A 24151-nucleotide genomic window follows, 5' to 3' on the forward strand; every position below is an offset into this window, starting at 1 on the left:
AATTGTGTAGAAAGATCATTATTCAGCTTATAACTTCCAATACTCTAAGTATTTTCTTCTATCAGAATCTTTTATAACTTTGGTAAAGAAGTACAGCCTGAATCTGTGAAAACAGGTGAATGGCATTTTAGACTAACTAATACTAATATTCTGAGTAATGAAAAGTAACAGTCATTCATCCCGACGATCGTTTATCAAAAATACGGTCCTCGGAACAGCCCTCGTTTCCACCGCCCCAACCATTTTAGCGAATTCCTACAGTCAGCGAATTATGTTGAAAACACGTGAATTTGAATCGGCTCAGTTTTCTGCCAACGACCAGGTTCAGTTGGCATTGATAGGAGCCGGAATCCAGGGAATTTATGATACTACTTCAGCGCTACAGGTTCCCGGCGTGAAACTGGTTGCTGCCTGCGATTTATATACCGGCCGTTTGCAGCGTGCAAAAGAATTGTGGGGCGATGATATTTTTGTAACCCGTGATTACCGCGAAATTTTGAACCGCGAGGATATTGATGCAGTCATAATTGCCACACCGGATCACTGGCACATAAAAATCAGTACTGAGGCATTAAAGGCCGGGAAAGCTGTTTATTGCGAAAAGCCCATGGTGCAAAACTTCGATGAAGGTCACCCGCTGATTCAGGCCTGGAAAGATTCAGGTAAAGCAATGCAGATTGGTAGTCAGGGCATGTCGTCGTTGGGTAACGAAAAGGCGAAGCAGTTATACGAAGATGGTGCTATTGGCGAAATTGTAATGCTTGATATGTTCAACGACCGTTATTCGGCTGAAGGTGCCTGGCAATATCCGATACCGCCGGATGCTAATCCCGATTCGGTGGATTTTGATACTTTTTTAGGACGTGCTCCCAAAGTGCCTTTTGAACTGAAACGTTTTTTCCGCTGGAGAAATTACAAGGATTACGGAACCGGGGTAGCCGGCGATTTGTTTGTACACGCATTTTCCACCTTGCATTATGTAATCAGTTCAAATGGTCCGGACAGAGCTCAGGCAACCGGTGGATTACGTTACTGGGACGACGGCCGAGACGTTCCCGATGTTTCAATTACTCTTTACGATTTCCCGCAAACGAATACACATGCCGCATTTAATGCTGCTTTCCGTGTGAATTTCATTGCCGGAAATGGTGGCGGAGGTGGTTTCAGACTAGTGGGAACTGAAGGCGAGATGGAAATCGGTTCGAACAGTGTAAAACTCATCCGTTCAAAACTGAACATGAAACCTCAAAGCTATTCGTTGATCGCTTATACCGAAGAAATGCAAAAAAAAATTAAGGAAGAGTACCATCTGAAATACCTCAACGAAAGACAAGCAGATTTGAATCTTGGCGAAACCACTTATGAAGCTCCACGAGATTATAAAGGTGCTCATTACGATCACTTCTATAATTTCTTCCAGGGTGTTCGCGGACAGAAACAAATCGTTGAAGATCCTGTTTTTGGTTTACGTGCTGCCGGTGCGGCTCTTCTTGCAAACGAAAGCTACTATCAGGCAAAACCGGTACACTGGAATCCGGATACCATGAAGTTAAGGTAATTAATTTGATTAATTCAAATTATACAAAAAAGTGCATTTCATTGACGAAATGCACTTTTTTTATGAGAGAATTTTGAATGATCTGTGTTAATTACTTTCCGATACAGAAATTCTTAAAAATATGCCCCAAGACTTCTTCTGTTCCGACCTCTCCGGTGATTTCTGCGAGATAATGTAAACATTCGCGAATATCCTGAGCAAGGAAGTCGCCGGTAATTTGCATATCAAGGCCATTCAAAACACGTAAAATTGATTCATGCGCATTCTTTAATATTTCGTAATGACGAGCGTTGGTAACAATTACATCCTGTTGTTCCGCTTCTTCCATATTTATAGAATGAGTCATGTAAGCGATGAGTTCCTCAAGGTTTTCCTTTTGTTTGGCTGCAATAAACACCGCTTTTTCGTTATCGGTTAGTTCCATTAACTCTATTTGCTGAATGGTGTCGCGTAGGCCTGAATCAATCTTATTAGCCACAATAATCAGCGTCTGATGTGGAGCAATTCGTTCACGGATATTCTGAATGCGGCTTTCCACAAGCGGGTAGGGGTTATTGGTGTCAACTACCAGTAAAACAACCGTTGCCTGCTCTAATTTGCTGTAACTTCGCTCGATTCCCAGGTTTTCAATCTGGTCTTCAGTTTCACGAATTCCGGCAGTATCGAAAAAGCGAAAGGCAGTTCCGTGAATATTAACGACGTCTTCAATAACATCGCGTGTAGTTCCATGAATATCAGAAACAATAGCCCGGTCTTCGTTCAGCAAAGCATTTAACAGTGTAGATTTTCCAACATTGGTTTCGCCAACAATAGCAACTGGAATTCCGTTTTTAATGGCATTTCCCAGCTGAAACGAATCTTTAAGTTTCCGTAACAGCTTTTCAATTTGCTCAGTTAATTTATGCAAGGCAGTCCTATCGGCAAACTCAACGTCTTCTTCACTAAAATCCAGCTCAAGTTCTACCATGGCAGTAAAATGCAACAACTGATCGCGTAATGCACTTATTTCTCTCGAAAATCCACCTCGCATCTGGTTCATAGCCAGTTTGTGGGCGGCAGCATTCGACGATGCAATTACATCTGCCACGGCCTCGGCTTGCGAAAGATCCATTTTACCATTTAGAAATGCACGTTGGGTAAATTCGCCGGGCAAGGCCAAACGCGCACCGTTTTCAACCAAAACATTCAAAATACGCTGCTGAATATACGTTGATCCATGACAGGATATTTCAATAATATCTTCGCCGGTAAACGAATGTGGTGCACGAAACAACGCAATAACCACTTCATCGATGGTTTCGTGGGCTGAAACTATTTTACCAAAATGAAGAGTGTTTGCAGCCTGGTCGGCAAGTGTTTTTCCAACTTTTGGACTTTCGTAAACCCTGTCACATATTGTAATGGCATCGCTGCCTGAAAGACGGATTACTGCAATCGCTCCAATTCCCGGAGATGTTGATATCGCGCAGATTGTTGATTGATCGAGCATATTAATTATTTCTTCAATTTCTTGAAATAAATTAAAGGTAGTTCTTTATATTTTAGTTTTTTGTGTTCAACCCAAACCGTTATTAGTCGTTCAGAAAGAAAACCATAAATTCGTTCCTGGTAACCTTTGTATTTTTCATTCGGAACCCTGTCTTCAAATTTAAATAATATACCAAACAGCCATTCCATCAACTCTTCAAAATCGTCTCTTTTCAGTACAAACATATTATTGGCAAATAACCGGTTCTGATCTAAAACCTTATTAAAAGCAGGTATAAATTCAGGAGAGTTTTCCTTTAAAATATTTTCAAGCAAAATTAAATCATCTGCACTATGATATTTAGAATAATGCTGCTTTATACTTTGACGTAATCTGCGTCTTACCGGAAATATGGCATCATATTGTTCTAAAACCTTTAGTGTATCATTTTCGTTTAATAAGTGCTTACCCCAGTAGTTGGTATTTGCGGTGTAGATTAATCCATAACGTTTCTTCCATAAATTTGCCGGAAAATAAAGTAAACGTTTTATTCGATAGGCTAATGGCTCTTTGGCAATTGTAAAGTACCTGCGATAATGGCAACTTCCAACAATTTCGGTTTGTGTATTTTTCCAAACCCAGTAAAGGCCCGTCAGCTCACTATAGTTATTATTTTTAGCAGAAATGTGATCGCCGCTGTCATCGCCGCAAAAACCGTCAACTTCGTTTCTGTTATTTTTTCCTGCCCAAACTGGAATATATAGGTCGTTCAGAAAGTTGACTTTGATGGGTTTATAAAAAAAGGAATATATACGAATTTTCTTTTGTGGATCCATGCTTTCATTCAGAAAAACACAAAACTAATCTTTGAATTGTAATAAACCAAACGTGCCCTTTTTTTCTTATTTTCATGTCTGACATCATTTAATAAATTCAATACGGGATACATGAGCATATTATTAAAAGAATCAGCAAAGCTGATAAGAGAATCAAATTTTACATTTGCATTTACCGGTGCCGGAATTTCGGTTGAGAGTGGAATTCCGCCGTTTCGCGGAGAGCACGGACTTTGGAACAAATACGATCCACAGGTATTAGATTTGGGCTACTTTCTGAATAACTCAGAACACTGCTGGACTTATATACGTGAGATATTTTATGATTTTTTTGCTAATGCAAAGCCCAACGATGCGCACCGTATACTTGCAAAAATGGAAAGTAACAAGCTGTTAAAAGCGGTTGTTACCCAGAATATCGACAACCTGCATTACGAAGCCGGAAGTGAAACAGTTTATGAATTTCATGGCAATTCAAAAAAGCTAAAGTGCTTAAAGTGCGGAAAAGTTTATGATGCCGGAGATATTGATTTTGAAAATATTCCACCAAAATGTGTACATGATGGAGAAGTGCTAAAGCCCAATTTTATATTTTTTGGCGAAGGAATTCCGCCCGATGCATACGCCGATTCGTTCGCAGCGGCCGAGAAGGCCGAGGTCTGCATTATAGTTGGATCAACCGGCGAAGTAACACCGGCCTCGTATGTGCCACGTACTGCGAAACAGGCAGGTGCTACAATTATCGAGATCAATCCGGAGGAAACCATTTTCACCTCGTCAATAACCGATATTTACTTAAAAGGAAAAGCCACCGAAGTTTTAAGGCAGTTGGGTGAATTGCTATTTTGAACTTTTCAACCAAATGTTTGAAGTTTATTGTTAACAGAAAGATACTTGTCCCGGAAAACGATTAATCTACAGTTCATTTTCCGTATAACTTGAAGAAAATTTATATTTGCGCTACGAAAACAAATAGGGTAACTTTGGTTTTAGCCGAGGGTTTCTTGATCAGGCTAAATTGTTACCATTTTAATTAAAATTATAAACGAATGAAATTACTTGAAGGAAAAACAGCGATTATTACCGGCGCTTCTCGCGGTATTGGTAAAGCAATTGCTGTAAAGTATGCACAGGAAGGGTGCGATGTTGCCTTTACCGATCTTTTTGAAGATGACAATATGAAAGCCACGGAAGAGGAATTAAAAACTTATGGCGTAAAAGCCAAAGGATTTGCTTCTGATGCAAGTAATTTTGAAGATACCGACCGGGTTGTAAACGAAATTGTTAAAGAATTTGGCCGTATCGATGTATTGGTAAATAACGCAGGTATAACAAAAGATACTTTGTTAATGCGAATGACTGAAGACCAGTGGGATGCAGTAATTAACGTTAACCTGAAATCAGTGTTTAACTTTACAAAAGCAGCTCAGCGCACGATGCTAAAACAACGTTCCGGTTCAATTATCAACCTAAGTTCGGTTGTTGGTGTTAGCGGAAATGCAGGTCAGTCGAACTACTCGGCATCCAAAGCGGGTATTATTGGTTTCACCAAGTCGATAGCGCGCGAACTGGGTTCTCGTGGTGTTCGCTCAAATGCTATCGCTCCTGGTTTTATTATTACTGAAATGACCGGTAAAATCCCGGAAGATGCACGTAAAGCATGGGAAGCCTCAATTCCGCTAAAAAGAGGTGGAACACCGGAAGAGGTTGCAGGTGTTGCTACATTCCTTGCATCCGATCTCTCATCGTATGTAAGCGGACAGGTTATTACTGTTTGTGGTGCAATGAACACTTAAAAAACGTTATAAAATAATGAAAAGCTGTCTGAAAGGGCAGCTTTTTTTTGTTTATTTGTGTTGATGAAACACAGAGCCTTATTCGTAGGACTTACTACAATTGATATTCAGTATTTTATAGATGATATTCCGATTGCCAATACTAAAATTAAAACCGGTAATCCGGATATTTTAGTTGGTGGCCCGGCTACCAATGCAGCCGTTGCGTTCGCATATCTGAATAAAACAGCAACGCTTGCCAGTCCTGCCGGTCTCAATGCCTTTTCCTCATTTATCGATCAGGATCTAAACAGTGTTGGAGTAGATCATTTTGATTTGGCTTACGGCCAGGATTTTGAAACTATATTGGCCACCGTGTTAACATCGAAAAATGGCGACCGAACTATTGTAACACATAATCCAAAAGAAGTTAAGAGTACGATTTCGCCCCAAAAACTGATCGATCTGGTAGAACCACAGATTCTTCTTATCGATGGTTTTTACCCTGAATTCAGTCTTGAATGTGTTGAAATTTGTAAAGAGCGGGGAATACCTGTCGTTTCTGATTGTGGAAGCTGGAAACCACAGTTTGACGAGCTGTTAAATTATATTGATGTTGCCATATGCTCAGCCGATTTTATGCCACCGAAATGTGAAAACCGGAAAGACCTCTTTGAATTTATGACAGCTAAAAACGTAAATTCGGTGGCTATTTCAAATGGTGGATCCGAAATTGAATTTTTATCAAAAGAAAAAAAGGGGACTGTTGCTGTACCAAAAGTAGAGGTAAAAGATACGCTTGGTGCAGGAGATTTTCTTCATGGTGCTTTTTGCTACTATTTTCTTGAAAGCACTGATTTCGAAAAAGCTATGATAAAAGCAGCCTTATTAGCTTCGTTTACCTGCGGTTTTAAGGGAACTCGGAAATGGTTAAATTTTAATCATAATGCCTGACATCTGAAAAATAATCCGTAAATTGTTTTAATCGGGAACAATAAAAGAATAATGTTAAATAAATCAATTGCATATCGGTTGAGTGTTTATATTTCCCTGGCTGTAATAGGGGTATTTATTGCTTTTATTGGTATATTTTTTATCTTCAATCAAACACTTATAAAAGAAAGTGTAAAGAATAAGGCGATGTCGCAAAGTACACATGTAACCAGTCAGGTGCAGCGATACATTGTTACTACTTCGGAGGTTGCCGGAAATATTGCTGATCAGGTTATTTTTTACGGTCAGCAAGATCATGCCGATTTGTTTATTCAAAGCCTGGTCATCAAATATCCGTTTATTAATGCCATTTATGTGAAGATTGATTCAACGGTTACCAACTTGCCGTATTGGAGTTATTTTACATACAGAGATGGTGATTCCACAATAATACAACGGGGAAGTAGTAATATTTCGTCGTGTGCAAATGAGCAGGTACAGTTTCAGAAACTGATTAAACAAAAAGATGAAGGTTGGTCGGAGCCCTATTTGTGCGAACGAAATAATATTGTTGTTGCAGCTTACTGTTCACCTATTAGGATCGAAACTCCCTCGGGACAAAAAAAACGAGTTGGAGAAGTAATTTGCGAGTTGTCGTTAAATGAGTTGAACAAGCAAGTGAACAGTTTAAAAATAGGAAAAGGAGGTTTTGCCTTTCTGATGTCGAACGACGGCGTTTATATCACACATCCTGTTAACGAGTGGATACTTAACCGCAGCATTTACGATATTAATGAAAAAGTTCTGCGCACAGATGTAAGGGCCACAAACGATCAGGTGCTTGCAGAAACTAAGCCGGGTACTTTAATTGCTTATCCCGAGTTATTTAATTATGAAAAAGCCCTGGTTTATTATGTGCCGATCCCGCAAAATGGCTGGATTTTGGTCTCGGTATTACCATATAAAGAATTATTCGAACCCTTGTACTTACCGGTGCTTCAGATGCTATTTTTCTCTGTTTTAGGGATTCTCATCATTTACTTAACTGTTACATACATTATTAACCGGCAGATAAAACCACTAAGTTTGGTTACCAATCAGTTAAAACGTTTTAGCAATTTAACTGGTCCGTATAAAGATATTCCCGAAAATGAAATTATTCAGGTTGCCGAGAGTTTGAATTACATGAAATCGTGGTATGAAAAATACCTGCAAACACAATCTGATGAACAAAAGAAAAAACAACGGCGACAGGAAGATATGAATCAGGCTTCCGAAATTCAACAAAGTTTTATTAAAACAATCTATCCGGCTTTCCCTGGCCGCAGTGATATTGATCTGTATTCCACTTACCAACCAGCCAAAGGAGTTAGTGGCGACCTTTTCGATTATTTCTTTATTGATGACGAACACCTGGTTTTATCCATGGGAGATGTTTCAGGGAAAGGGGTGCCTGCAGCTTTTTTTATGAGTGTTGCACAAACAACAATCAAAACAAATGCATTGGTACCTAAAGCAAACAAAATTGTAGAACAGGTAAATAAAGAGTTGTGCACAAGCAACCAACATCAGTTTTTTTTAACATTGTTTTTGGGTGTTCTGAATGTAAAAACCGGTATTTTAGAATACTGTAACGCAGCTCATACTCCGGGCTATGTTTTGACTTATAACGGGAAAGTTAAAGAATTAGCTCAATCGCATGGACTGCCATTAGGACTTTATCCTGACAAATCTTATGGTTCGGCTAAAATTCAACTGAACAAGCAAGATACGCTTGTTTTATACACCGATGGGGTTACCGAAATGCTAAACGAAAACAATGTTCAGTACAGTAATCATCAACTTGTTGAGAATCTGAAATCACTTACCGGACAAAGCCCAAAAGAAATGATTGAACGTTTTGAAAAGAGTTTCAAGATTTATATGGGACATGCGCAACAAGCCGATGATATTACCATGCTAATCTTTAATTACAAGGCATAAAAAAAGGAGGTTTTCACCTCCTTTTCAAATATAATATTCTATTTCTTATTCTTTTAGCGCTTTTTTATTTGATAAAATACGCATTTGAAGTTTTTCATTTTTTTTATCATACCCTACAGAAATTGTATCTCCTTCGCTAATCGATGCTTTTATAATAATTTCGGCCATCTCGTCTTCCAGATATTTCTGGATGGCTCGTTTTAATGGTCGGGCACCAAACTGAGGATCATATCCTTTCTCAGCAATAAAATCTTTTGCTGCCGGAGAAATCTTAAGCTTGTAATTTAATGATTCAACACGTTTGTACAAACCTTCAATTTCAATGTCGATAATGCTGTGAATATGCTTTTTCTCCAATTGGTTGAACATCACAACATCGTCGATACGATTCAGAAATTCCGGAGCAAATGCTTTTTTCAGTGCTTTCTGAATAATGTATTTTGTATGTTCATTTTCTTCTTCAGGTGTTTTAGCCGTTGCGAATCCAACACCACGTCCGAAATCTTTTAACTGACGTGACCCAATATTCGATGTCATAATAACAATCGTATTTTTGAAATCAATATTACGACCCAAACTATCGGTTAAACGTCCTTCGTCCATCAGTTGAAGCAAAATATTAAACACATCAGGATGTGCTTTCTCAATTTCGTCGAGTAAAACAACAGAGTAGGGCTTCCTTCTGACTTTTTCAGTAAGCTGTCCGCCTTCTTCGTAACCCACATATCCAGGAGGCGCTCCAACTAATCGCGACACCGCAAATTTTTCCATGTATTCACTCATGTCAATACGTATCAGCGAATCCAGGTTGTCGAACAAATAAGTGGTTAAAACTTTTGCCAACTGGGTTTTTCCAACACCTGTAGGCCCAAGGAAAATAAATGTTCCGATCGGGCGGTTTGGATCTTTCAATCCTGCACGGTTACGCTGAATAGCCTTAACGATTTTGGCAATCGCCTCGTCTTGTCCAACAACCTTTCCTTTCAGATCATTGCCCATGTTCATCAGGCGTTTCCCTTCGGCTTGAGCAATGCGCTGTACCGGAATTCCCGACATCATAGCAACTACTTCAGCTACCTTGTGCTCATCAACGATTTCCCGGTGATTCAGCAAATCTTTTTCCCACTGCTCTTTTGCATCTTCCAAAAGGGTGAGCAGGTTTTTTTCTTTATCACGATAATTGGCTGCCAGCTCAAAATTCTGACTTTTTACTGCAGCAATCTTATCCTCTTTGGTTTTCTCTATCTTCTCTTCCAGCTTAACAATGCTATCGGGAACATTGATATTTGAGATATGAACTCGCGAACCCGCTTCGTCAAGAGCATCGATGGCTTTGTCCGGTAAATAACGATCGGTAATGTAGCGTGCAGTTAATTTTACACAGCTTTCAATCGCTTCAGGAGTATAGGTTACGTTGTGGTGATCTTCGTAACGTTCTTTAATGTTATTCAGAATTTCAATGGTTTCGTCAACCGAAGTAGGATCGACCATTACTTTCTGGAAACGACGTTCCAAAGCACCGTCTTTTTCAATTTGCTGACGGTATTCATCCAGCGTTGTGGCACCAATACATTGAATATCGCCACGTGCCAATGCAGGTTTCAACATGTTGGCCGCATCGAGCGATCCGGTTGCGCCACCGGCACCTACAATCGTATGAATTTCGTCGATAAACAAAATAACGTTGTTTACTTTCGATAGCTCATTTAAAATCGCTTTCATACGCTCTTCAAACTGCCCGCGGTATTTTGTACCCGCCACAATCGAAGCAATATCAAGGCTTACAACACGTTTGTCGAATAATATTCTCGATACTTTTTTACCTATGATACGAAGTGCCAGTCCTTCGGCAATCGCTGATTTACCAACGCCGGGTTCTCCAATTAAAATTGGATTGTTCTTTTTGCGTCGGCTCAGGATTTGTGCCAGTCGCTCAATCTCTTTCTCGCGACCTACAATTGGATCAAGGCTGTTTTCTTCTGCCAGTTTGGTAATATCAATACCAAAATTATCGAGTACCGGCGTATCCGATTTTGCTCCGGCAGCTTTCTTAGAACTTTGTCCGCCCGACGGGCCTTTCCCAAAACCTTCGCCCGGCTCATCGTCGTCGTTTTCAGGGAAATCTGATTTCGCTTCAGGTTGTTGCTGGTAGTCTTGCAGTTGCGACTTAACCATGTAATAGTTAATACCCAATTCAACGAGCAATTGGGTTATCAAACTGTCGTTGTCTTTTAATATAGCCAGCAAGAGATGGCCGCTGTTGGCAGTTGCACTTTTAAACGATCGTGCTTCAAGGTAAATCAATTTCAAAGTCTTTTCCGTTGATTTAAGCATAATCAAATCAGCTTTCTGATTAATATCTTTATCTGTGCGTACCTTGCTTTCGATTAGTTGTTTTACTTCAACCAGGTCAACACCCAGGTTTTCGAGAATATCAGTAGCAGTACCTTCGCCTTCTCTCAAAATTCCCAAAAAAAGATGCTCCTGGCCTATATAATCATTCCCCAAACGAATTGCCTCCTCCCGGCTGTATCCGATAATGTCTTTAATTCTTGGTGAAAATTGTGAATCCATATATAGTTTCCTTTTTATCTCGGTTTAACAAATACTATTCCTAAAAGGTTGAAAGACTAAATTAATTAAAATTTGAAGCTGGGGAGTATCGAAATGGCAGAAGTTATCAAAGGTAACCTAAACATCATGCATAATTGTCAGTTGATATGTTAATATCTTCTTGTCAAAAGTAGGTAAAACACTACTAGATATACGTGTTACACGAATGATTTTACTATTTTTGTGGGTCTTTAAAACAGTGATAATTTATTTTGAAAGGAGATATAATGACAGAAGGTGAAAAGATTATCAGAATAAACATTGAGGAGCAGATGAAATCTGCTTATATTGATTATTCAATGTCGGTAATTGTTTCGCGCGCATTACCCGATGTACGCGATGGTTTTAAACCGGTACACCGCCGGGTTTTATTTGGTATGCACGAGCTTGGAATACTTTCCAATCGTCCGTATAAAAAGTCGGCCAGGATCGTTGGGGAGGTACTTGGTAAGTTCCACCCGCATGGCGACTCTTCAGTTTATTTTACGATGGTACGTATGGCGCAACCTTGGTCGTTGCGTTACCCGATGGTCGATGGTCAGGGAAACTTTGGTTCCGTTGATGGTGACAGCCCGGCAGCAATGCGTTATACCGAGGCTCGTATGTCGAAGATTTCGGAAGAAACTTTGGCCGACCTGGACAAAAATACTGTTGATTTCCAGCCCAACTTCGATGAATCGTTAAGCGAACCAACTGTTCTACCAACAAAAATACCGCAGCTACTTGTAAATGGAGCATCGGGTATTGCTGTGGGTATGGCCACGAATATGGCTCCGCACAACCTTAGTGATGTTATTGATGCTACCATTGCATACGTTAATAACAATGATATTGAAATGGAAGAGCTTATCGATATCGTTAAAGCTCCCGATTTCCCAACAGGTGGTATCATTTATGGTTATCAGGGAGTGAAGGATGCTTATGAAACCGGCAGGGGACGTATTGTTATCCGGGGTAAAGCCCATATCGAAAATGAAGGTGGACGCGAGAAAATTGTTGTAACCGAGATTCCATACATGGTTAACCGTGCAGAAATGATTCAGAAAACTGCAGATTTGGTTAACGAAAAGAAAATTGAAGGAATTTCGAACGTAAACGACGAGTCGGACCGTGAAGGTATGCGTGTTGTATACGATTTAAAACGCGATGCAATGAGCAACGTCGTTTTAAATAAACTATACAAATATACTCAGTTGCAAACTTCGTTTAGTGTTAACAGCATTGCGCTGGTGCATGGTCGTCCGAAAATTCTAAACCTGAAAGACCTGATCAAACACTTTGTTGATCACCGTCACGAAGTGGTAACACGTCGTACGCAGTACGAACTGGAGCAAGCCGAAAAACGTGCACATATTCTGGAAGGACTTATTATTGCCAGCGATAATATCGACGAAGTAATTGCCATTATACGCGGATCTTCAACTCCTGAAGAAGCACGAAACAAACTGATTGAACGATTTGAATTAAGCGATGTTCAGTCGCGTGCAATTGTTGAAATGCGTTTACGTCAGTTAACCGGTCTTGAGCAAGACAAACTTCGTAAAGAATACGACGAAATTATGTCGCAGATCGAACATTACAAAGCCATTCTTGCCGATGTTAACTTGCGCATGCAAATCATAAGAGACGAATTACAGGAGGTTAAAGACAAATACGGTGATGAACGTCGTACCGAAATTGTTCCAAACGCCGAAGAATTTAACCCTGAAGATTTTTATGCCGATGAAGAAATGGTTATTACTATTTCGCATTTAGGTTATATAAAACGTACGCCACTTACCGAGTTCAGAACTCAGGGCAGGGGAGGTATAGGTTCGAAAGGAAGTACAACCCGTGATGAAGACTTCCTGGAGCACATTATTATTGCCTCGATGCATAACACCCTTTTACTGTTTACCGAAAAAGGAAAATGTTACTGGCTGAAAGTGTATGAAATTCCGGAAGGAACCAGGGCTTCAAAAGGTCGTGCAATTCAAAACATGTTGAATATTGAGCCGGACGATCAGGTGTTGGCATTTATTAAAGTGAGAACACTGGCCGATCAGGAATTCATCAATAATAACTACATTATTCTTGCTACCAAAAAAGGTATTATCAAGAAAACAACTTTAGAAGCTTATTCTCGTCCACGTCAAAATGGAGTTAATGCAATTACCATTAAAGAAGGTGACCAGTTACTTGAAGCTCGTTTAACAAACGGCAAAAGCGAGGTAATGATTGCAGTGCGTTCCGGAAAGGCAATTCGTTTCAACGAAAGTATCGTTCGAGCAATTGGTAGAACAGCATCCGGAGTGCGCGGTATCACACTTGGTCATGAAAATGATGAAGTAATTGGTATGGTTTGTGTAATGGATGAGAATGAAGATATCCTGGTAGTTGCCGAAAATGGATATGGAAAACGTTCTAAAATAGATGATTACCGTGTTACTAACCGTGGCGGGAAAGGTGTAAAAACACTGAATATAACCGAAAAAACCGGTGAATTAGTAGCGATAAAAAGTGTTTCAGATGATAACGATCTGATGATTATCACACAAAAAGGAATTACTATTCGTTTAGCAGTTAATACCATATCTGTACTCGGAAGAGCAACACAGGGAGTACGCGTAATCAATTTAAGAGAAGACGACACCATTGCATCGGTTGCCCGAATTGCAGTTGAAGAAGGCAGTTCAGAAAATACAACTGACGAAAATGCTGAAGGTGTTGATAATGAAGAAAATAACTTAGAACAAGAATAAATTATTGAATATTCTTGCTGTTATTTTGATAAAATTTGAAAAGATATATTTTTGTGGCCTGTAAAGGGCTATTAAACGAAATTTTAAAATTTTAAATAAGTATAACAATGAAAAAAACTATCATTCTTCTGGCCTTGATTTTTTCAGTTTCAGCAGTATTTGCACAGAAAGGAAAAGTAACAAGTGCTCAGAACCTTAAAGATTCAGGCAAATTAGATCAAGCATTGGAAGCTATCAAAGAAGCTACTGATGCTACAAATGATAAAGCTGAGAAGTCTCTTCCCTGGCCAAAAACATGGGAAGTGAAAGGCGAAATTTATCAGGCTATTTTTGCAAGTCAGGACGCAAATGTAAAAGCTTTAAGTGATGATCCGTTAACACTTGCGTTAGAGTCGTACAAAAAAGCACTCGAACTGGATGAAGGCGATAAGTTCTCGAAAAGTGTAAAAATTAAGTTGACATTGTTAACCAACGACCTAACAAACCAGGCAGTTGAAGCTTTCAACAACAATGACTACGAATTGGCATTAAAGTCTTTCGAGCAAATTCTTGAAATACAGGATATTCCAGTAGTAAAAGAGGATAATCCTGATGCAGTTGATACTGTAATTTTATTCAACTCGGGTTTGGCTGCTTACAATGCTCAGCTTTATAATAAAGCTGTTCAATACTATGGTGAGGCTGCTAAACACGGTTATAATGGTGCAAGAACCTACGCTTTAATTTCTGATTCGTACATTCAAATGCAAGACACTGTTAATGCGTTAAAAGCTGTACAGGAAGGATTTGAGAAATATCCGGAAGACAACAACGTGTTGACAAGTATGATTGACCTTTACATGAAAATTGGTAAAAACGAAGAAGCATTGAAATACCTGGATATGGCCATTGAGCAAGATCCAAATAATGTAACTTATTATTTTGCCAAAGGTGCGTTATATGAAAAATTTGGTGAAGAAGAAAGTGCAGTAGCAGCATATGAAAGAGCATCTGAAGTTGATCCAACATTCTTTAACGCATATTACAATTTAGGTGCACTTTATTACAACAAAGGTGTAAAACAAATTGAAGTAGCTAATGCAGTTCCGGCTAACGAAAATGAAAAATACGAAGCTGAATTGAAAAAAGCTGATGTGTGGTTTGAAAAGGCACTTCCATATATGGAAAAATGTCATGAGTTGAATCCTGAGGATGAAATGACATTAGAGTCACTAAAAAACCTGTACTACCGTATGAAAAATATGGACAAGTACAACGAAGTTCTTGAGTTGTTAGGACAATAGAATATAAAAAAGGGAGGGAAATTCTCTCCTTTTTTTATATTTATATAAATAACATAATATCAATTATAAGACAAATCCACTCGGGTAAATAAAACGCACCAGGCCAATGCTTTTCAAATCGTGCTATTCTGAATAACTGTGCTAAAAATAATTTTACGTAATTCTCAGCGAGTTTAATATTCGTGCTTCCCGGGATGGTTTTTCCTATAATTCGACACTATATTAAATAGCCGCACGGCTGTCTCATATTTCCAACACACACCAGCCGCACATCTATAAATACAAAATCCCTCCCTAAAAAAGTTTTTCTGTTGAGTATTTCAGTTTGATGTTTGGTATTCAATTGCCGCAACAGTACAACAATTTTTAAAATATATTCTAGTTAATATAAATGTTTTATAGACAAAATTTGTTGCACATTTGCTTAGTCTGGTTTTCCAATGATTTTAGAATTGTTTGTCCTCGTGCCGAACTGGCATTTACTTTTCTTCTTGATAAGAAAAGTAAACAAAAGAATCAAGAGAATTTAATTCTTCCACCCACATTCCCACGTCATCCCGCGCCAAATTTTCTGTCCTACACACCTTTAACTTTCAAATAATCTTATTGTATAAAATATGATACTGGGTTCTCATTACTCATATTATCATAAATAATAATTATAAGTACAATGGCGACGCGAAACAATTAGTTATTTCTAATTTTGATTTCTGTAGAAACATATATGAAGCTGGTAATATATAATTCCGGAAATAAAAAGCAGGCCAACTTATTGTAGCATAACTAAAAACACCATTATTGCTGAATTTGAGATCTGTTGCCCTAAGTTGGTAAAACGCGTGTATTCTATTTGCATTCTCAGATTTTTGAATAATTGTTCGTACAGAAATAATGTTAACAATACATTATATTAACAGGTGGAACGCAATAAAGTACACGCTATTACAATTGATAGATCTATTTTTGCCGCGCATGATTAAAAGTCGTATTAAAACATACAAACTAAATAATCAGCGGGCATTTGTGGCCATCAAAATGGCTTATAAGATGCGGTCCGACAGGTTTGTGCCGCCTGTAACTCTATTCTGATTTCTCTCTTACCCCCTTCCCTGCATTACCGATTCTTTCATTAAACTATTTTATATGTTACGAAAATTTAGTTCATTATTTTTGATTATTCTATTTTTTACAACTAATTTGTTTGCACAGGAAAAACCTGAGGTTCAAATTGGTGGAGCACTTCGTTTTAATTACAACCTTTCATCGTGGAAAGAAGGTCAGAAAACCCGTGGTGGCGATTTTGGCTACGATGTTTTCAGAGTTAATGCGAAAGCGAAGTACAAAGGCGTAAAACTAAATGCTGAGTACCGGCTTTATTCCGAAGGTTTTGGCGGAGGAATGCTAAAACAAGGTTGGGTTGGTTACGATTTCAGCCCTGAAAACAACCTTCAGATCGGTTTAACACAGGTGCCTTTTGGAATTACCCAGTACAATTCGCACAACTGGTTTTTTGGTATTAACTATTACGTTGGTTTGGAAGACGACCACGACATGGGTATAAAATACACCCACAACGACGAGAACTGGTTGTATGCCATCGCATTCTTTAAAAATGCCGAGGAACTTCGTTTTGGAAGTAATTCCGATGTTTCAGACAGTCGCTACTCGTACGATGTTGGTTCGTCAGCCGATGGTTTATACCGAAATAAGGAAGTAAACCAGTTAAACCTGAAGGTGGTCAGAAAACTCTCATCGGGTAATAGTCAGCACATGTTGGGTGTATCGGCACAGTATGGCGGGCTTTACAACCTCGACACGGAGAAAACAGGTGACAGCTACGCACTTGCAGCGCATTACGAGTTAAATTCCGGAAACTTCAATTTGAAAGTTCAGGCTACGAAATACAAGATGAATCCTGAAAACCCTGCCGATCAGGATAGCGAAGGGCTTGCGATGACTGCTTACGGTGCGCCTTACCTTGTGGCTTCTGAAGCTACAACGTACACAATTGGGCCAGCGTACTCTGTTCCGGTTGAATGGGGACCAATTTCAAACCTTCAGTTTTATAACGATTTTGGCTACATGGATAAGGCCAATGATGCGTTTGAAGACAGTTTTATGAATACTACCGGAGTTTTGGTAACAGCCGGAAACGTTTACACTTACGTTGATTTGGCCCAGGGAAAAGATCACCCGTGGATTGGGCCGGCGTGGACAAATGGTCTGGCAGCCGGAACTCCTGATGCTGAGTGGGAAACCCGTTTCAATATTAACATTGGATACTATTTTTAATTGATTTAATCATGTCGGATAATAGAAAAACAAAAATTAAGGTCGAAGACCTGACACTGATCTTCGGCAAACGTAAACAAGAAGCACTGAAGTTATTGGAACAAGGTGTTTCAAAGGAAGAGATCCTGAAAAAGACGAAGTGCACCGTTGGTGTAAATCGTGCAAGTTTCGAAATAAAAGAAGGGGAAGTTTTTGTGATCATGGGACTTTCAGGAAGTGGAAAATCGACTTTAATTCGCTGCTTAAACCGCTTGAACGAGCCAACGGCAGGGAAAGTATTTTTCGATGATCACGACATAACCCGCGATACCAATAAAGAATTACTGGAAACACGAAGAACTGAAATGAGTATGGTTTTCCAAAAATTTGGACTACTTCCCCACCGTACCATTCTGGAAAATGCAGGCTTTGGTTTAGAGCTTCGTGGCGAAGAAAAAGCTACACGTGACGAAAGAGCGAAAACAGCTCTTGAAACCGTTGGTTTAAGAGGTTATGAAGCCCAATATCCGGCCGAATTGTCGGGAGGTATGCAACAGCGTGTAGGTTTGGCCCGTGCGCTTGCCAACGATCTGGAAGTTCTGCTAATGGATGAAGCATTCTCGGCGCTCGACCCGCTTATTAAATCGGATATGCAGGACGAGTTGCTTGAAATTCAGGACAAATTGCACAAAACGATTGTGTTTATTACGCACGACCTTGACGAGGCCATTAAAATTGGCGACCGCATTGCCATTATGAAAGACGGTGTGGTGGAACAAATTGGTACAGCCGAGGATATTCTTACGAACCCCGCCAGCGAATATGTGGAGGCTTTTGTGGAAAAAGTAGACCGTAAAACGATTATTACTGCTGAAACTTTAATGTTTAAAAAGCATACAGCTCTGGAAGTTCACAAAGACGGGCCGAAAGGTGCTGTTCGTAAAATGCGTTCAATCGCTGTAGATCAATTGCCGGTTATTGATGAACACAAGAAATTTCTTGGCCATGTTTGGTTACAGGATGTTCTTGAGCTGGAGAAAGAGCAGGAAAAATCGATAGAAAAAGTAATAAACACAAATGTCCCCAGTGTTTACAGACACTATACTGTTGAAGAAATGCTGCCACTGATTACCGGTATAAGGCACCCGCTTGCGGTAATTGAAGAAGAAACAGGGAAATTCCTCGGCCTGGTTACACAAACCTCGCTGATTATTGAGGCTACACGCTTCGAGAAAAAAGAAGTGATAAAATTAAAAGAACAAGCTAACGAATTATAGTATGGATAAATTAATAGACCTCGGAAAATATATTGAACAGGGAATTAATGTACTGGAAGAAAGCCTTTCCGGTTTGTGGGGAGCTATCGATGATGTAATCTCATGGACGGTAGAATTCTTAAACGACACGTTTCTGGCCATTCCTTTCGTTGTAATTATTGCCCTTGTTACTTTTGGTGCCTACTATGCCAACGCAGGAAAACAGGCCTTTAAAAAAGAAGGTTTCAAAAAAGGTGCTGGCTTAGCTTTGTTTGTTGTTCTTGGATTGTTGCTGATTTGGGCAATGGGCTATTGGAAAGAAGCCATTCAAACAACAACACTTGTTATTGTGGCTACCATAATTGCGCTTCTGTTCGGAATCCCATTGGGAATTTGGGCGGCACGCAGCAACACCGCTAATGCTATTATCCGGCCAATTCTCGACTTAATGCAAACCATGCCGGCATTCGTTTATCTAATTCCTGCTATTTTCTTCTTTAGTGTTGGAAATACGCCGGGTGTTATTGCTACGGTAATTTTCTCGTTGCCGCCGGCAGTGCGTTTAACAAGTCTGGGAATACGGAATGTGCCTGAAGACGTTATTGAAGCCGGACATGCTTTTGGTGCTACCGATAAACAAATTCTGTTTAAAATACAGTTGCCACTGGCAAAAACAACTATTCTGGCCGGTATAAACCAGGTAATTCTGCTGGCTCTGTCGATGGTTGTTATTGCATCTATGGTTGGTGCCAAAGGATTGGGTGCCATCGTTTACCAGGGAATTCAGCAAAACGACATTGCCAAAGGTTTCGAATCTGGACTTGGAATTGTTGTGCTGGCCATTATACTCGATCGTATAACTCAGGCTGTTGCTAAAAAATAAATTATAAATCTTAAAAAAAATTATATTATGCTGAACGTTAAAAAAATAGGAACTCTGCTTGTAGCTGCAACTTTGTTATTTGCAATTACATCATGTTCAAACAGCGGATCGAAAAATAAATCTGCTGAAGTTGAGAAAAAAGAAGTAAACATTTTGTATCCAAACTGGGCTGAAGGTATTGCCTTTACTCACCTGGCAAAGGTGGCATTTGAAGCCAACGGTTTTGAGGTAGAATTAACCAACCTGGAACCGGGATTGATCTACGGCGAATTGTCGAAAGATGATTCAAAAGGAGATGTATTTATGGATGCATGGTTGCCAAATACCCACAAAGATTATTGGGCTGACTATGGCGATAAACTGGTGAAATTAGGCGAGTCGTTTAGTAACGGTACTACCGGTTTGGTAGTTCCTTCGTATGTAAGCATTAACTCTATTGAAGAGCTGAACGCCAACAAAGACAAGTTTGATGGCGAAATTATCGGAATTGGTAGTGGTGCAGGTATTCATGCGAACACTGAAAAAGCTATTGAAGAGTATGGTCTGGATTTCGAGCAGATTACATCGAGTGGACCAGCCATGGTTGCCAGCCTTGAAAAAGCGATTAAAAACAACGAATGGATTGCTATTACGGGATGGAAACCACACTTTAAATGGGCTAAAAACGATTTGAAATATTTGGAAGATCCAAAGGGAATTTACCCAAAAGATGTTTGTGCAATTATTTCGCGCAGAGGATTTGCTGAAGATATGCCTAAAGCAGGTACATTTTTTAAAAACTTCAACCTTGACGAAGCTCTGCTTTACGATTTGATGGGTAAAATTTCAGACTCGGGAGAAGAAGCCGGCGCACAGCAATTTTACGATGCTAATAAAGCAATGATCGACGCCTGGTTTAACTAAATCCGGTACCATTGCAAAATTTTATCATATAAAAAATGGCAGGTAAGGTTTTCCTTTCCTGCCATTTTTATTTCCTCTGGAAGCAGTTTAAACGCCTCTCTTGTGGTATTTTAAGTCCCGCTCAATAGCTTCAATCATTTTTCCGGCTATATCTTTATTCGAAGCTCCTTCTACCCCTTCAAGACCCGGCGATGAATTTACTTCCAATAACAGCGGACCATTTTTTCCACGAATGATATCAACACCGGCAACTTTAAGGTTTAAAGTTTTTGCTGCAAGAATTGCAATACGCCGTTCTTCAGCAGTTATCTTGGTAATGGATGCTGTTCCTCCCATGTGAATATTTGCACGGAACTCGCCCGGAGCGGCTGTACGCATAATGCTGGCCACCACTTTCCCATTCACCACAAAACAACGAATATCCTTACCATCTGCCTCTTTTACAAACTCTTGTACCAAAATATTGGCGCGAAGGCTTTTAAAGGCATTAATCAAACTCTCAGCAGCCTTTTTTGTTTCAGCCAACACAACTCCTTTTCCTTGTGTTCCTTCCAACAGTTTTACAATAAGCGGAGCACCGCCAACCATCTGAATCAGTTCGTTGGTATCAAGTGGTGAGTTGGCAAAACCGGTTGTAGGAATTGGTAGGCCATTATTGATTAGCAATTGCAAAGCATACAACTTATCGCGCGATTGGGTAATTGCCGAGGCGGTATTCAACGTATAAACGCCCATTGCTTCGAAATGCCGCGTAAGCGCACAACCATAAAAGGTGGCACTTGGCCTGATTCGCGGGATAATGGCATCAAACTCATTCAAAACACGGCCACCACGATAATGCATTTCAGGATTTTTACCATCCAGTTTTATGTAGCAGTCTTTCAGGTTCAGAAACTCCATTTCGTGGCCATGCTCCTGCCCTGCTTCCATAATTCGTATGTTGCTGTATAATTCTGGATTACTGGCCAGCAGTCCGATTTTTAAACCTGTAGGGCGAGTAATATTTGTATAGTAATACGATGCAATACGTTCTTTGGAAAGCTCGCCCAAATGGAACGATTCTTCCGGATCGACCAGTATTTTCCCCGACATAGCTTGCCGTCCCAGCAACATTCGGTAACCCATCGAGTCGCGGTTGGTAAGCGTAACCTCAATTTCCCATGCTTCTCCTGCGATCGACAGCACTGTTTTTATTACAAAGCGTACTTCGCTATTGCCACTCGAGCTTTTTACTTTTCGTTTATCTAATAATGGTGCCTCGCAATTAATCGTTGTTTTTCCATCTTTTTGCAACGGATGTACATCAAAACTAATCCACGGCTGGCCATTCTTTTTAAACTGACTAATATTTACTGCATGGAGCGCTGAAGTTTTTGCCCCGGAATCAATCCTGGCTTTTATTCCCGGAATATTTAAATGCGGCAAACCACACCACTCTTCACTACCAATAATAATTTTTTCTGCATTCATTTTTCTAAAATACTAATTATAAGGCTTTTTTGTAGCCTCCTGCTGAAAATTTATTGGTTTAGTTAAGTGCTGCAATATAAATATCTTTTTCATACGGCAATCACTTCATATCGTAGATGTAAAAAATATGTTGAATAGCGCGTTGATTGTATTTGGGCGAGTAATGAGGCATAAAAAAGCCTGAAAAATTTCAGGCTTGTAAATTAGTCGAAAGCGACTCTATCTGTGATTTGTTTTGTGTTCTTAATTATGTTTTAAAAATAGCTTATTCCCTGCGGGCAATAGCAAATAATCTTCTTAATTTCAGCTATTAAAAGGTTTGAAATTGCCGGTAAAAATGCTTAACCAATATCAGCTTTTCTGAACCAGGCATGAGAAAGCTGCTAAAAAGAGAAAGCCACCCATCAATATAAATGATAAGCAGCTCTCGGTATATGTGGTTTTTTATTTTTCTGATTATCCGGCCATTACAGCGTCAACCTCTTTCAAAATAGTACGTTTGGTTTTTACTCCAACAATACGACCGGCTTCTTTTCCGTCTTTTAAAATCAACATGGTTGGAATGTTGCGCACTTTAAATTTTTGTGCCAGTTGCTGGTTATGGTCTACATTAACTTTTGCCACCATAAAATCAGTTTGGCTGTCGGCAATTTCGTTTAACGTAGGTGCAATAATTTTGCATGGTCCGCACCAGGGAGCCCAAAAATCGAGCAATACAACTCCGCGTTTTGTTGCTGCCTTAAAGTTTTTAGTATTCAGCACTTTAATCCGTTTGCTGTTTGCCACCGGTTTGGCATTTTTCATTCGAAAATAATTTACTGCAATTAATGCTACCAACGCGGCAAGAACAACAGCAATTACAATTAGTGTAGTCGACATAACTTTATTCTATAATTTTAATTTCAGAAGTAATTTCGATTGCTTTTCTGTAAAGCGCACTTACTCCACAATATCTTTCTTCCGACAAACTAACTGCTTTTTTTAGTTTCTCCAAAGGAAGATCTTTACCTTTAAACGTATAGATAACATTCATTTTATAATACTGTTTCGGATGCTCGTCGGTTAAATCACCTTCAACGGTTACATTAAAGTCTTCCACTTCAACGCGCATTTTTTTTAGAATCGATACCACATCCATTCCCGTGCAGCCGGCAAGTGCCGTAAGCATAAGCGGTTTCGGACGCGGACCACGGTTCTCGCCCCCAACAGCCTCCGCTGCATCAAGCATTATTTTGTGTCCATCTACCTCGGCCTCAAAGGCCATTTTATCTTTCCAGCTAACTTTTACTTCTTGTTTTGCCATATTAAAATAGGTTCTTTAATTACCAAACTGCTCGTCAAGAATAGCTGTAACCTGCTCGTGAGTTTGGATACTAGTAGTTGCTTTGGCCACTTTTCCGTTTTTGTAATACATGGTGAACGGAAGTCCCATAAAACCGCTGCATTCAGGCGCATTACGAATTGGCGCGGCCTCGGGATTATCAAAAGCCATAACCATAAATTTTACGTTGCTACGCTCCTTCTCCAAACGTTCCATAACATTGTATACCGGGAAACACATAGGGCCCATGCGGCCACAACATACCATTACATTTTCGTTTTCGGCCAGTACTTTTTCCAATTCTGCGGCCGATTCTATTTCAGGTAATCCTGTTCTTAAAAGTTTCATTTGTGTTCGTTTTAATTTGTTATTTCTGTTATAATTTTTTTATCCGATTCCAGTTTTCCACAACGATAGGCCTCAATAATTTGCCCGGCCGAAACCATTGGCACACCTACAAACAAATTAATTTTCTCTGAAGTAAAAATGCCAATCAATTCTTTCTTAATGCGGTGAAGAATAATGTCTGTTATGCCATTATTTTTAATCCACAAGCGAACTTCATCTGCATTGGAGAAGTCGATAACTTCTTTTTTAGAAATGGTTGTATTTTTTGTGTCCATATCATAAAAGGCAAAGTGCGAACACCCGCACAGGTATTCACTAATTTTTTTGTTCGCTATAGGTATGGCTACTTTTTTCATTTTTTTTCTTGTGAAAAACAGAGTGCCTAAATAATAGTGCAACTCTGTTTTATCTCCCCTCTATTCAAACCTTATTAAAATCAATATCATTATGAAAAATCAATACGACAAAGATAAACAGCAGTGAAATACCGCCCACGAAAAGGGCCCTGA

Annotated in this window: 19 protein-coding genes; 11 read left to right on the forward strand and 8 right to left on the reverse strand. The window is 39.5% G+C overall.

The features are described from left to right. Positions 1 to 157 precede the first annotated feature (157 nt). Positions 158 to 1558: a Gfo/Idh/MocA family protein gene (locus G4420_RS16890; protein ID WP_163325115.1), complete on the forward strand. Its 1401-nt coding sequence runs from the start codon at positions 158 to 160 to the stop codon at positions 1556 to 1558. 91 nt (positions 1559 to 1649) lie between these two features. Here the strand turns inward: G4420_RS16890 and mnmE are convergent, their stop codons facing one another. Both mnmE and G4420_RS16900 read right to left on the reverse strand, forming a co-directional pair. Next, on the reverse strand, positions 1650 to 3047 hold the full coding sequence (gene mnmE, locus G4420_RS16895; RefSeq protein ID WP_163325116.1) for a tRNA uridine-5-carboxymethylaminomethyl(34) synthesis GTPase MnmE: 1398 nt from the start codon (positions 3045 to 3047) through the stop codon (positions 1650 to 1652). 5 nt (positions 3048 to 3052) lie between these two features. Continuing rightward, on the reverse strand, positions 3053 to 3862 hold the full coding sequence (locus tag G4420_RS16900) for a DUF4422 domain-containing protein (protein ID WP_163325117.1): 810 nt from the start codon (positions 3860 to 3862) through the stop codon (positions 3053 to 3055). Positions 3863 to 3973: 111 nt separating this feature from the next. Between G4420_RS16900 and G4420_RS16905 the strand changes: the two genes are divergently transcribed. From G4420_RS16905 to G4420_RS16920, 4 genes are all read left to right on the forward strand, one after another. After that, entirely contained in the window at positions 3974 to 4711 is a 738-nt protein-coding gene (locus tag G4420_RS16905) for an SIR2 family NAD-dependent protein deacylase (protein WP_163325118.1), read from the forward strand. 200 nt (positions 4712 to 4911) lie between these two features. Further along, positions 4912 to 5658, forward strand: a complete 747-nt coding sequence (gene fabG / locus G4420_RS16910) for a 3-oxoacyl-[acyl-carrier-protein] reductase (RefSeq protein WP_163325119.1) — start codon at positions 4912 to 4914, stop codon at positions 5656 to 5658. A 63-nt stretch (positions 5659 to 5721) separates the two neighbouring features. Further along, entirely contained in the window at positions 5722 to 6591 is an 870-nt protein-coding gene (locus G4420_RS16915) for a PfkB family carbohydrate kinase (RefSeq protein ID WP_163325120.1), read from the forward strand. A gap of 51 nt (positions 6592 to 6642) precedes the next feature. Then, a complete protein-coding gene (locus G4420_RS16920) occupies positions 6643 to 8553 on the forward strand; it encodes a SpoIIE family protein phosphatase (protein WP_163325121.1) in 1911 nt (636 codons plus the stop codon). A 45-nt stretch (positions 8554 to 8598) separates the two neighbouring features. On the opposite strand, the gene G4420_RS16925 is transcribed toward G4420_RS16920, so the two are convergent. After that, the gene (locus tag G4420_RS16925; protein WP_163325122.1) at positions 8599 to 11127 is read right to left on the reverse strand and encodes an ATP-dependent Clp protease ATP-binding subunit; all 2529 of its coding nucleotides are present in this window, start codon (positions 11125 to 11127) and stop codon (positions 8599 to 8601) included. Positions 11128 to 11393: 266 nt separating this feature from the next. Between G4420_RS16925 and gyrA the strand changes: the two genes are divergently transcribed. The 6 genes from gyrA to G4420_RS16955 all read left to right on the forward strand — a co-directional run bounded on the left by gyrA (position 11394) and on the right by G4420_RS16955 (position 20503). Continuing rightward, entirely contained in the window at positions 11394 to 13907 is a 2514-nt protein-coding gene (gyrA, locus tag G4420_RS16930) for a DNA gyrase subunit A (RefSeq protein WP_163325123.1), read from the forward strand. A gap of 107 nt (positions 13908 to 14014) precedes the next feature. Continuing rightward, on the forward strand, positions 14015 to 15190 hold the full coding sequence (locus G4420_RS16935; protein WP_163325124.1) for a tetratricopeptide repeat protein: 1176 nt from the start codon (positions 14015 to 14017) through the stop codon (positions 15188 to 15190). Between the two features lie 1143 nt (positions 15191 to 16333). Continuing rightward, positions 16334 to 17482, forward strand: coding sequence for a porin (locus G4420_RS16940; protein ID WP_163325125.1), 1149 nt, complete (start codon positions 16334 to 16336; stop codon positions 17480 to 17482). An 11-nt stretch (positions 17483 to 17493) separates the two neighbouring features. Next, positions 17494 to 18738 carry a quaternary amine ABC transporter ATP-binding protein gene (locus tag G4420_RS16945; protein ID WP_163325126.1) on the forward strand — a complete coding sequence of 415 codons (1245 nt, stop codon included), beginning with the start codon at positions 17494 to 17496 and terminating at the stop codon, positions 18736 to 18738. 1 nt (position 18739) lies between these two features. After that, complete coding sequence (locus G4420_RS16950; RefSeq protein ID WP_163325127.1) at positions 18740 to 19600, forward strand: ABC transporter permease; 861 nt, start codon at positions 18740 to 18742, stop codon at positions 19598 to 19600. Positions 19601 to 19627: 27 nt separating this feature from the next. Beyond that, positions 19628 to 20503 (forward strand): glycine betaine ABC transporter substrate-binding protein, encoded by an 876-nt coding sequence (locus tag G4420_RS16955; RefSeq protein ID WP_163325128.1) that lies wholly within the window; start codon positions 19628 to 19630, stop codon positions 20501 to 20503. Between the two features lie 87 nt (positions 20504 to 20590). Here G4420_RS16955 and rimK read toward each other — a convergent pair whose 3' ends face one another. The 5 genes from rimK to G4420_RS16980 all read right to left on the reverse strand — a co-directional run bounded on the left by rimK (position 20591) and on the right by G4420_RS16980 (position 23998). Beyond that, on the reverse strand, positions 20591 to 21973 hold the full coding sequence (rimK, locus tag G4420_RS16960; RefSeq protein WP_163325129.1) for a 30S ribosomal protein S6--L-glutamate ligase: 1383 nt from the start codon (positions 21971 to 21973) through the stop codon (positions 20591 to 20593). Between the two features lie 456 nt (positions 21974 to 22429). Further along, the gene (gene trxA, locus G4420_RS16965; RefSeq protein ID WP_204273724.1) at positions 22430 to 22852 is read right to left on the reverse strand and encodes a thioredoxin; all 423 of its coding nucleotides are present in this window, start codon (positions 22850 to 22852) and stop codon (positions 22430 to 22432) included. Between the two features lie 4 nt (positions 22853 to 22856). Continuing rightward, complete coding sequence (locus tag G4420_RS16970) at positions 22857 to 23276, reverse strand: OsmC family protein (RefSeq protein WP_163325130.1); 420 nt, start codon at positions 23274 to 23276, stop codon at positions 22857 to 22859. A gap of 15 nt (positions 23277 to 23291) precedes the next feature. Beyond that, entirely contained in the window at positions 23292 to 23642 is a 351-nt protein-coding gene (locus tag G4420_RS16975) for a thioredoxin family protein (RefSeq protein ID WP_045032908.1), read from the reverse strand. 11 nt (positions 23643 to 23653) lie between these two features. Further along, entirely contained in the window at positions 23654 to 23998 is a 345-nt protein-coding gene (locus G4420_RS16980; protein ID WP_163325131.1) for a NifB/NifX family molybdenum-iron cluster-binding protein, read from the reverse strand. Between the last annotated feature and the right edge of the window lie 153 nt (positions 23999 to 24151).

Origin of the sequence: Draconibacterium mangrovi, assembly GCF_010586825.1 — a bacterium.
In the GTDB taxonomy this organism is placed as follows: Bacteria; Bacteroidota; Bacteroidia; order Bacteroidales; family Prolixibacteraceae; genus Draconibacterium; species Draconibacterium mangrovi.